This is a genomic window from Anaeromyxobacter sp. PSR-1, from assembly GCF_000964525.1.
Classification (GTDB): domain Bacteria; phylum Myxococcota; class Myxococcia; order Myxococcales; family Anaeromyxobacteraceae; genus Anaeromyxobacter.
This window is the reverse complement of sequence record NZ_BAZG01000149.1, coordinates 1-10,846: the sequence shown is the minus strand read 5'-3', so window position 1 is coordinate 10,846 and position 10,846 is coordinate 1. Positions and strand designations below refer to the sequence as shown.

General features: G+C 71.3%; 9 protein-coding genes and 1 tRNA gene. All 10 read left to right on the top strand.

The window, feature by feature from the left end:
* The first annotated feature begins 232 nt into the window (after positions 1–232).
* Positions 233–715 (top strand): CDP-alcohol phosphatidyltransferase family protein, encoded by a 483-nt coding sequence (locus PSR1_RS17660; protein WP_237758111.1) that lies wholly within the window; start codon positions 233–235, stop codon positions 713–715.
* Positions 716–753: 38 nt separating this feature from the next.
* Positions 754–825: transfer RNA gene (locus tag PSR1_RS17655), tRNA-Val, on the top strand.
* A gap of 78 nt (positions 826–903) precedes the next feature.
* On the top strand, positions 904–2,856 hold the full coding sequence (thrS, locus tag PSR1_RS17650) for a threonine--tRNA ligase (protein WP_059438764.1): 1,953 nt from the start codon (positions 904–906) through the stop codon (positions 2,854–2,856).
* A gap of 161 nt (positions 2,857–3,017) precedes the next feature.
* Positions 3,018–4,589, top strand: coding sequence for a 2-isopropylmalate synthase (locus tag PSR1_RS17645; RefSeq protein ID WP_059438763.1), 1,572 nt, complete (start codon positions 3,018–3,020; stop codon positions 4,587–4,589).
* The gene (leuC, locus tag PSR1_RS17640; protein ID WP_059438762.1) at positions 4,589–6,031 is read left to right on the top strand and encodes a 3-isopropylmalate dehydratase large subunit; all 1,443 of its coding nucleotides are present in this window, start codon (positions 4,589–4,591) and stop codon (positions 6,029–6,031) included. Before PSR1_RS17645 ends, leuC begins: the two co-directional genes overlap by 1 nt.
* Positions 6,031–6,606 carry a 3-isopropylmalate dehydratase small subunit gene (gene leuD / locus PSR1_RS17635; protein WP_059438761.1) on the top strand — a complete coding sequence of 192 codons (576 nt, stop codon included), beginning with the start codon at positions 6,031–6,033 and terminating at the stop codon, positions 6,604–6,606. Before leuC ends, leuD begins: the two co-directional genes overlap by 1 nt.
* 212 nt (positions 6,607–6,818) lie before the next feature.
* Positions 6,819–8,525, top strand: a complete 1,707-nt coding sequence (gene ilvB, locus PSR1_RS17630; protein WP_059438760.1) for a biosynthetic-type acetolactate synthase large subunit — start codon at positions 6,819–6,821, stop codon at positions 8,523–8,525.
* Between the two features lies 1 nt (position 8,526).
* The gene (gene ilvN / locus PSR1_RS17625; RefSeq protein WP_011421030.1) at positions 8,527–9,063 is read left to right on the top strand and encodes an acetolactate synthase small subunit; all 537 of its coding nucleotides are present in this window, start codon (positions 8,527–8,529) and stop codon (positions 9,061–9,063) included.
* Between the two features lie 10 nt (positions 9,064–9,073).
* Positions 9,074–10,099, top strand: coding sequence for a ketol-acid reductoisomerase (gene ilvC / locus PSR1_RS17620; protein ID WP_059438759.1), 1,026 nt, complete (start codon positions 9,074–9,076; stop codon positions 10,097–10,099).
* 125 nt (positions 10,100–10,224) lie between these two features.
* Positions 10,225–10,846: translation initiation factor IF-3 (infC, locus tag PSR1_RS17615; protein ID WP_059438765.1), on the top strand; the 622-nt coding region annotated here is incomplete at its 3' end.

Sequence of the window (10,846 nt, the reverse complement as noted above, 5' to 3'; positions counted from 1 at the left end):
GGCCGCGGTGGCGCGCGCCGACCCGGCCGCCGCGGCCGCCGGCCCGGCGCGGCGCTTCGTGGTGCTCCGCGCGCTGCGCGACCGCGCCTGAGGCGTCGTGAGCGTCCCGGCCCCCGCGCCCGCTCGAGGACGAGCCCCGCCCGGCCGAGGACCGAGGCCTCGCCGGTGAACCTCGCCAACGCTGCTCACCGCGCTGCGCATCGCGCTCGCGCCCGCGTTCCTGGTCCTCTACGTGGGCGGCGACCGGCCCCGCGCGCTGGCCGCCTTCGCGGCGGCCGCCGCCACCGACGTGCTGGACGGGCTGGTGGCGCGCGCGCTCCGGCAGCGCACCCGGCTCGGCGCGTTCCTCGATCCCATCGCCGACAAGTTCCTGGCGGCGTGCGCGCTGGTGGCGCTGGCCGCGACCGGCCGGCTGCCGGCCTGGCTCCCGGCGCTGGTGGTGGCCCGCGACCTGGCGCAGCTCGCCGGCGCGGCGTTCCTGCGCACCGTCCACCGCGTCATCCCGGTCGCCCCCACCCGCATCGGCAAGTACGCCACCTTCGCGCTCGCCGCGACCGTGCTCACCGCGCTCGCCGGCGACTACGGCGGCTACCCGCGCCACGCGGTCGAGCCGTACGTGGCCGCCCTGGGCCTGCTCGCGGCGCTGTGCGTGACGGTCTCGTTCGCGCAGTACTTCCTGTTCTTCCTGCGCGCGGCGCGCGCGCCCGGCCGTTGACACCGATTCCCGTTCGGCTATAACCGCGCCTCATCGAAGGGCGCGTGGCTCAGTGGTAGAGCACCTGCTTGACACGCAGGGGGTCGCTGGTTCGATCCCAGCCGTGCCCACATCGCGGGCGTCCCCCGCCACCGAGGGCCAGCCGCCACGGCTGGCCTTTTTTTTCGACCACGGATAGGCATACCGACATGTCCGACCTCGTGAAGGTGACGCTCCCGGATGGCAGCCAGAAGGAGGCGCCGCGGGGCACCCCGGTCATCGACTTCGTGAAGGGGCAGATCGGCCCGGGCCTCGCCAAGGCGGCCTACTTCGCCAAGCTGGACGGCGCGCCGGTGGACCTCTCCCGCGCCCTCGACCGCGACGCGAGGCTGGAGATCGTCACCACGAAGAGCCCGGAGGCGCTCGAGGTCGCGCGCCACGACGCGGCGCACGTGATGGCGAGCGTGGTGCAGAAGCTCTACCCCGGCACCCAGGTCACCATCGGCCCGGCCATCGAGGACGGCTTCTACTACGACTTCGCGCGCGAGACCCCGTTCACGCCCGAGGACCTCGAGAAGATCGAGAAGGCGACCAACGACGCGATCAAGGCCGACCTGCCCTTCGTCCGCTCCGAGATCTCGATGGAGGCCGCGCTCGCGCTCTTCGAGGGCATGGGCGAGCGGTACAAGGTCGAGATCGTGAAGGACATCGCCGCGAAGGGCGCGAAGACCCTCACGCTCTACAGGCACGGCGACTGGGTGGACTTCTGCCTCGGGCCGCACGGCCCGTCCACCGGGCGCATCGGGGTGGTGAAGCTGCTGAACGTGGCCGGCGCGTACTGGCGCGGCGACGCGAAGAACGCGATGCTCCAGCGCATCTACGGCACCGCCTTCTTCGACAAGAAGGAGCTGGACGCGCACCTCGCCAAGCTCGAGGAGGTGAAGAAGCGCGACCACCGCCGCCTCGGCCCGCAGCTCGGGCTCTTCACGTTCCACGAGTACGCGCCCGGCGCGCCGTTCTGGCTGCCCGCCGGCACCGTCCTCTACAACGTGCTCGAGGACGCGATGCGCCGCCTGGTCCTGAAGAACGGGTACCAGGAGGTGAAGACCCCGCTGCTCTTCAACAAGCGGCTGTGGGAGACCTCCGGGCACTGGGGCAAGTACCGGGAGAACATGTTCCTGGTGGTGGACAGCGAGTCGGATCCGGCGCTCCCGCTGGAGGACCGGTGCAGCTTCTCGCTGAAGCCCATGAACTGCCCGTCGCATCACCTCATCTACAAGATGGACAAGCGCTCGTACCGCGAGCTGCCGGTCCGCTACTTCACCACCGACGCGCTCCACCGCAACGAGGCGTCCGGCTCGCTGGGCGGCCTCACCCGCGTGCGCCAGTTCGAGCAGGACGACGCGCACATCTACCTGCGCGAGGAGCAGGTGACCGACGAGGTGCTGCGGATCTTCGAGCTGATGAAGGTCGTGTACGGCGCGTTCGGCCTGGGCTTCGAGGCCACCTTCTCGACCCGGCCCGAGCAGCGCATCGGCGACGACGCGCTGTGGGACCGCGCCGAGGCGCTGCTGCGCACCTCGCTCGACGCCACCGGGCTGAAGTGGACGCTCAACCCGGGCGACGGCGCGTTCTACGGCCCGAAGATCGACATGCTGGTGACCGACTCGCTCGGCCGCCGCTGGCAGACCTGCACCATCCAGCTCGACTACGCGGCCCCCGAGCGCTTCGACCTCACCTTCGTGGGCGAGGACAACAAGGAGCACCGGCCGGTGGTGATCCACCGCGCCATCTACGGCTCGTTCGAGCGGTTCATCGCCATCCTCACCGAGCACTACGCCGGCGCGTTCCCGGCCTGGCTCGCGCCGGTGCAGGCGCGGGTGGTGACCGTCTCGGATCGCTTCGACGCGTGGGCGCACGAGGCGGCGGCCGCGCTGCTGGCGCGCGGCTGGCGCGTCGAGGTGGACGCGTCCTCCGACAAGCTCGGCGCGAAGATCCGCAACGCGCAGCTCGCCAAGATCCCGTTCACGCTGGTGGTGGGCGAGAAGGAGGTCGAGGCGAAGGGCGTCTCGCCGCGCCGCCACGGCGGCGAGGACCTGAAGACCATGCCGCTCGAGGCCTTCGCCGAGCTGATGGCGCGCGAGGCGACAGCGCCGTTCTAGCGTCCAGCCCCGCCGCCCCACTCCCACCTGGGTGCGGCGGAACGCCCATTTATGGGTGTTCGATGGGTACACATCGCCGGACGTTTCTGGTACCCTTCGCGGTTCCCGTTTCAGCCGAACCGGTCAGACCGCGTCAAGGTCCCGGAAGGAGAGACGAAACCGTGAGCGACGCAGGCCAAAGGGTCACCATCTTCGACACCACCCTCCGCGACGGGGAGCAGTCGCCGGGGGCGTCGATGAACCTGGGGCAGAAGCTCCAGGTGGCGCGGGCCCTCCGGGACCTGGGCGTGGACGTGATCGAGGCCGGCTTCGCGGCCGCCTCCCCCGGCGACCTGGAGGCGATCCAGGCGGTCAGCCGGCAGGTCGAGGGGCCGATCATCGCGAGCCTCTCCCGCTGCAACAAGGGCGACATCGAGGCCTCCTGGAAGGCGCTCGCCGACGCGCCGCGGCGCCGCTGCCACGTGTTCCTCGCCACCTCGCCCATCCACCGCGACTTCAAGCTCAAGCTCGCGAAGGACGAGATCATCAAGCGCTCCGTGGACGGCGTGAAGCTCGCCCGCGAGAAGTTCGACGACGTCGAGTTCTCCGCGGAGGACTCCGCCCGCACCGAGCTCGAGTTCCTCGCCGAGGTGGTCGAGCGCGTCATCGAGGCCGGCGCCGGCACCGTGAACATCCCGGACACCGTCGGCTACGCGCTGCCCTCGACCTACGCGGAGACCATCCGCTACCTGCGCAAGCACGTCCGCGGCATCGACAAGGCGATCATCTCGGTGCACTGCCACAACGACCTGGGCCTGGCGGTCGCGAACAGCCTGGCCGGCGTGCTCGAGGGCGCGCGCCAGGTCGAGTGCACCATCAACGGCATCGGCGAGCGCGCCGGGAACGCCTCGCTCGAGGAGATCGTCATGGCGTTCAGGACGCGCCAGGACGTCCTCGGCGTCACCACCGGCGTCCAGACCGAGCGGCTCTTCCCCACCAGCCGCCTGGTGTCGCAGGTGACCGGGCTCCACGTGCAGCGCAACAAGGCCATCGTGGGCCAGAACGCGTTCGCGCACGAGGCCGGCATCCACCAGCACGGGATGCTCACGAACCGCGAGACCTACGAGATCATGCGGCCGGAGGAGGTCGGCTTCGCCCGCAGCCAGCTCGTGCTCGGCAAGCACTCCGGGCGCCACGCGCTCAAGGATCGCCTCCTCGCGCTCGGCTACCAGCTCGACGAGGCGCAGATCGACAAGGTGTTCGCCGACTTCAAGGTGCTGGCCGACAAGAAGAAGGACATCTACGACGCCGACATCGAGGCGCTCGTGGTCCACGGGCAGATCCTGGGGAAGGGGAGCGTGGCCTGGGAGCTGGAGGCGCTCTCCACCACCTCCGGCACCGGCACGCTGCCCTGCGCGTCGGTCGCGCTCCGCTCCGCCGCCGGCGAGCGGATCCAGGAGGTCGCGGCCGGCGACGGCCCGGTGGACGCGGTGTACCGCGCCATCGAGAAGGTCACCGGCATCAGCCTGAAGCTCCGCGACTACCAGATCGCGAGCGTGTCCCGCGGCGAGGACGCGCAAGGCGAGGTCTCCATCGAGGTCGAGCACCCGACCGGCGTGTACCGCGGCCGCGCGCTCTCCACCGACATCATCGAGGGCAGCGCGCGGGCGTTCCTCGACGTGGTCAACCGGATCGCCCTGAAGATGCCACCGCCCACCGAGAGCGAGGCCCGCGCGGAGATGGGGACGCCCTGATGTCGAAGCGCAGCGACGGCAGCCAGCCGAGGACCATCATCGACAAGGTCTGGGACGCGCACGTGGTCCGCGCGGAGACCCCGGACGCGCCCGCGATCCTCTACGTCGACCTGCACCTCGTGCACGAGGTGACGAGCCCGCAGGCGTTCACGGTGCTGCGGGAGCGCGGCCTGAAGCTCCGCCGCCCCGAGCGCACGCTCGCCACCATGGACCACTCCATCCCGACGCTGCCCCGCGGCGCCGACGGCAAGTGGCCGTTCGTGGACGCGCAGGCGGCGGCGCAGGTGTCGCAGATGGAGCGCAACTGCGCCGAGTTCGGCGTCGAGCTGCACGGGCTCGGCGACGAGGCGCAGGGCGTGGTCCACGTGTTCGGCCCGGAGATGGGCGCCACCCAGCCCGGCATGACGGTGGTGTGCGGCGACAGCCACACCGCCACGCACGGCGCGTTCGGCGCGCTCGCGTTCGGGATCGGCACCTCCGAGGTCGGCCACGTGCTCGCCTCCCAGTGCCTGCTGCAGCGCCGCCCCCGCACGCTGGCCGTGCGGGTGGACGGCCAGCTCGGCCCCGGCCTCTCCGCCAAGGACCTGATCCTCGCGATCATCGCGAGGCTCGGGGTGGGCGGCGGCACCGGCCACGTCATCGAGTACCTCGGCCCCGCGGTCCGCGCGCTCTCGATGGAGGGCCGCATGACCCTCTGCAACATGTCGATCGAGGCGGGCGCCCGCGCCGGCCTGGTCGCGCCGGACGACACCACCTTCCAGTGGCTGGCCGGCCGGCCCCGCGCGCCGAAGGGCGCCGCGTGGGACGAGGCGGTGGCCCGCTGGCGCGCGCTGCCCTCGGACGAGGGCGCCGCCTACGATCGCGAGCTCCGCCTGGACGCCTCCGCGCTCGAGCCGATGATCACGTTCGGCACGAACCCGGGGCAGGGCATCGCCGTCACCGGCCTGGTGCCGGACCCGGCCGCGGAGCGCGACGCCTCCGCCCGCACCACCCTCGAGGCCGCGCTCCGCTACATGGGGCTCGTCCCCGGCAAGCCCATCGCCGGGCAGAAGGTGGACGTGGTGTTCATCGGCTCCTGCACCAACGGCCGCATCGAGGACATGCGCGAGGCGGCCCGGGTGCTGAAGGGGCGCAAGGTGCGGACCCGCACGCTGGTGGTGCCCGGCTCGCACCGCGTGAAGAAGGACGCCGAGGCCGAGGGCATCGATCGCATCGTGCGCGAGGCCGGCGCCGAGTGGCGCGAGCCCGGCTGCTCGATGTGCATCGCCATGAACGGCGACGACATCCGGGCCGGCCAGTACTGCGTCTCCACGTCGAACCGCAACTTCGAGGGGCGCCAGGGCCCCGGCGGGCGGACGCTCCTCGCCAGCCCGCTCACCGCCGCGGCCGCCGCGGTGACGGGCGCCGTCGCCGACCCCCGCCGCGTGCTGGAGGGCCGGTGATGGAACCGATCCGCGTCATCGAGAGCCGCACCGTCGTCCTCCCCCGCGAGAACGTCGACACCGATCAGATCATCCCGGCCCGCTTCCTCAAGGTCACCGACAAGAAGGGCCTCGGCAAGGCGCTGTTCTCCGACTGGCGCTACGCCGCCGACGGCTCGCCCCGGCCCGACTTCGTCATGAACCGGCCGGAGGCGCAGGGCTGCTCGATCCTGGTGGCGGGCGACAACTTCGGCTGCGGCTCGTCGCGCGAGCACGCGCCCTGGGCGCTGGTGGACGCCGGCGTCCGCGCGGTGATCTCCACCCGCATCGCCGACATCTTCCGCAACAACGCGCTCAAGAACGGGCTGGTCCCGGTGGTGCTCGACCCGGCCAGCCACGCGAAGCTGCTCGCCGCCCCGGGCGCGAGCGTCCGCGTGGACGTCGAGGCGCAGACCGTCACGCTGCCCGACGGCTCGACCGCGAAGTTCCCGATCGACGGGTTCGCGCGCTACTGCCTGCTGAACGGCGTGGACGAGCTCGGCTTCCTGCTCGCGCAGGACGCGGACATCGCCGCGTTCGAAGGGGGCCGCCGGTGAGCGAGGGCGCCAAGCGCCTCGCCGTTCCCGGCGGCGCCGCCGCGTCGGCGCCCTCGCGCGGCTCCGCGGGCCGCGGCATCCGCGCCGTGGCCGTATGACGCGCACGGTCCGCGCCGGCGCCGCCCGCGGGGCGGCGACGCCGGGCCGTGCGTCGGCGTTCCGCTTCGCGACAGCGCAGCTCCCTCGAACACTCGTGAATCGAAGGTGACGGCATGGCCAAGGAGAAGATGACGGGCGCGAAGGCGGTCCTGCGCGCCCTGGAGGCGGAGGGGGTCGAGGTCCTCTTCGGCATCCCCGGCGGCGCGATCCTCCCGCTCTACGACGCGCTGTACGGGGCCGAGCGGCCCAGGCACGTGCTGGTCCGGCACGAGCAGGTGGGCGGGCACGCGGCGGAGGGCTACGCCCACGCCACCGGCAAGGTGGGCGTGTGCATGGGCACCTCCGGCCCGGGCGCGACCAACCTCGTGACCGCGATCGCCGACGCGTACATGGACTCGGTGCCCATGGTCGCGATCACGGCGAACGTGTCCTCGAGCCTCATCGGCACCGACGCGTTCCAGGAGGCGGACATCACCGGCATCACCATGCCGATCACCAAGCACAACTGGCTGGTGACCGACGTGCGCGAGCTGCCCCGCATCCTCAAGGAGGCGTTCTACGTGGCCCGCACCGGCCGGCCCGGCCCGGTGCTGGTGGACATCCCCAAGGACGTGCTCAACGCCGAGCTGGACTTCGAGTGGCCGGAGACGGTCGAGATCCCCGGCTACCACCCGCCGGTCCGCGAGGAGCCGCGGCTCAAGGACGCCGCCCAGCTCATGCGCGCGTCCAGCCGGCCGGTCGTGTACCTGGGCGGCGGCGTCCGCACCGCCGACGCGCACAAGGAGGTCTTCGCGTTCGCCGAGTTCCTCGGCGCGCCGGTGGTGACGACGCTCCACGGCAAGGGCGCGTTCCCGGAGACGAGCCCGCTGTGCCTGGGCATGTTCGGCATGCACGGCTCGCGGTACGCGAACTACACCGTGCAGGCGTCGGACCTGATCATCGCGCTCGGCGCCCGCTTCGACGACCGCGTCACCGGCAAGCTCTCCACCTTCGCCCCCGAGGCGAAGGTGATCCACCTCGACGTGGACCCGGCGGAGATCTCGAAGCTGGTGACCGCCACGGTGCCGCTGGTGGGCGACCTGAAGCGCCTGCTCCCGCAGCTGCACGAGGAGGCGCGGCGCGCCTTCGCCGACCACGGCCGCCCGGACCTCGGGCCCTGGTGGAAGCGCGTGAACGAGTGGCGGGAGAAGCACCCGCTGCGCTACCGGCAGGACCCCAAGCAGCCGCTGCTCCCGCAGTACGTCATCGACACGCTCTGGAAGAAGACCGGCGGCAAGGCAATCGTCACCACCGGCGTGGGCGAGCACCAGATGTTCGCGGCGCAGTGGTGGAAGACCGCCGAGCCCCGGACGTTCGTCACATCCGGCGGCCTCGGGACCATGGGCTTCTGCCTCCCGTCCGCCATCGGCATCCAGCTCGGCCGCCCGGACGCGCTGGTGATCGGCATCGACGGCGACGGCTCGTTCCAGATGACGCTGCAGGACCTCGCCACCGCGTCCGAGCTGAAGCTGCCCATCAAGATCTTCGTCCTGAACAACCTGTTCCTGGGCATGGTCCGCCAGTGGCAGGAGCTGTTCTACGAGGAGAAGTACGCGGAGACGCCGCTCGCCGATCTCCCGGACCTGGTGAAGCTCGCCGACGCGTACGGCTGCCTCGGCCTGCGCGCCCGGACCCCGGAGGAGCTGGACCAGGTCATCGACCGCGCGCTGGCGAACCAGGACGGCCCGACCATCGTGGACGTCCGGATCCGGCGCGAGGAGAAGGTGTACCCGATGGTGCCGGCCGGTGCCCCCCTCAACGACATGATCGACGGTGAGTGACATGGAACGGACCGAGACCCCGCAGCCCAGCGGCTCCACCCACACCATCAGCCTCCTCGTCGAGAACAAGCCGGGCGTGCTGCACCGGATCGCCGGGCTGTTCTCGCGGCGCGGCTACAACATCGCGAGCCTCACCGTCGGCCCCACCGAGCGGGCCGAGTACTCGCGCATGACCATCGTGGTCCGGCTCTCCTCGAGCCCGGTGGACCAGGTGGTCCGGCAGGTCCAGAAGCTGGTCCCGGTGGTGGAGGTGCGCGAGCTCTCGCCCCAGGACCTGATCGAGCGCGAGCTGCTGCTCGCCAAGATCCGCACGCCGGAGCGGAACCACGCCGAGCTCCGGGCGCTGGCCGAGACCTACGAGGCGGTGATCGTGGACGTCTCGCCCGACGCGCTGGTGGTCGAGGCGAGCGGCACCGCCGGCAAGCTCGACGCGCTGGAGGAGCGGCTCCGCCCCTTCGGCATCCAGGAACTCTGCCGCTCCGGGCGCATCGCCCTCGAGCGGGGCTTCAAGACGCTGGCTCCCCCCTCACTGAAGTAGAGGAACGAACATGGCGACCATCTACTACGACAAGGACGCGAACCTCGACCTGCTGAAGAAGCGGAAGGTCGCGATCATCGGCTACGGCTCGCAGGGCCACGCCCACGCGCTCAACCTGCGCGACTCCGGCGTGGACGTGCGGGTGGGCCTGGCGGCCGGCTCGAAGTCCAAGGCCAAGGCCGAGGGCGCCGGGCTGCGCGTCCTCCCGGTCGCGGAGGCCTCGAAGGAGGCCGACGTGATCATGGTCCTCATCCCGGACCAGACGCAGAAGAAGGTCTACGACGAGGAGATCGCGCCCCACCTCTCCAAGGGCAAGGCGCTGCTCTTCGCGCACGGCTTCAACATCCACTTCGTGCAGGTCCGCCCGCCGGCCGACGTGGACGTGCTCCTGGTCGCGCCGAAGGGCCCGGGCCACATGGTCCGCCGCCAGTACCAGGACGGCCGCGGCATCCCCGGCCTGGTCGCGGTCCACCAGGACGCGACCGGCCAGGCCAAGGCCGTCGGCCTCGCCTACGCCCGCGGCATCGGCTGCACCCGCGCCGGCGTGCTCGAGACCACGTTCAAGGAGGAGACCGAGACCGACCTGTTCGGCGAGCAGGCCGTGCTGTGCGGCGGCGCGGCGGCGCTGGTGAAGAACGGGTTCGAGGTGCTGGTCGAGGCCGGCTACCAGCCGGAGAGCGCGTACTTCGAGTGCCTCCACGAGCTGAAGCTCATCGTGGACCTCATGTACGAGGGCGGCCTTGCCTGGATGCGCCACTCCATCTCCGACACCGCGGAGTACGGCGACTACACCCGCGGCCCGCGGGTGGTGGACGACCGGTCCAAGGACGAGATGCGCAAGATCCTCAAGGAGATCCAGGGCGGCCACTTCGCCAAGGAGTTCATCCTCGAGAACCAGGCGGGCGGTCCCACCATGGCCCGCTACCGCGCCGCCGAGGCCGCTCATCCCATCGAGGAGGTGGGCAAGCGGCTCCGCGACATGATGAGCTGGATCCGCGAGGCGAAGAAGGACTCGTCGGACCCGGGCACCCGCTAGACCCGCCCGCGCCGTCCCCTTCCCCGCGAGAGGGAAGGGGACGCGCGCGCCCGGGCGCACGGCCGCGTTGACATTGCGGCCGAAATCCTTATTCTACAGCGTCTTTTTCCCAGGGCCGGAGGAGCATGGCGATCCAGCACAGAGATCCGCGGGGCGGCGGCGGCAGCCGCGATGCGCGCACCAACCGCCGCATCAAGGCCCGCGAGGTTCGTGTCATCGGGGCCGAGGGCGAGCAGCTCGGCGTGCTCCCGATCGACCAGGCGCTGGCGCGCGCGCAGGAGCTGGGCATGGACCTCGTCGAGGTCAGCCCGATGGCGAAGCCGCCCGTCTGCAAGATCATGGACTACGGCCGCTTCAAGTACCTCGAGAAGAAGAAGCAGAACGAGGCCAAGAAGAAGCAGGTCGTGGTGCAGCTCAAGGAAGTGAAGCTCCGCCCGCGCACGGAGGAGCACGACTACGACACCAAGATCAAGAAGGTGCGCGAGTTCCTCGGCGAGGCGAACAAGGCGCGCATCACCGTGATGTTCCGCGGCCGTGAGATGTCGCACCGCGAGCTGGGCCAGAAGGTGCTGCAGCGGGTCATCGAGGACCTGCGCGACGTGGCGGTCATCGAGTCGGCGCCCCGCATGGAAGGGCGCCAGATGTTCATGATCCTCGCGCCGAACCCGAAGATGCTCCAGTCGCAGCGCGACAAGGCGAAGGCCGCGGCCGCCGCGGCGCCCGCCGCCGCCGCTCCCGCCGCACCCG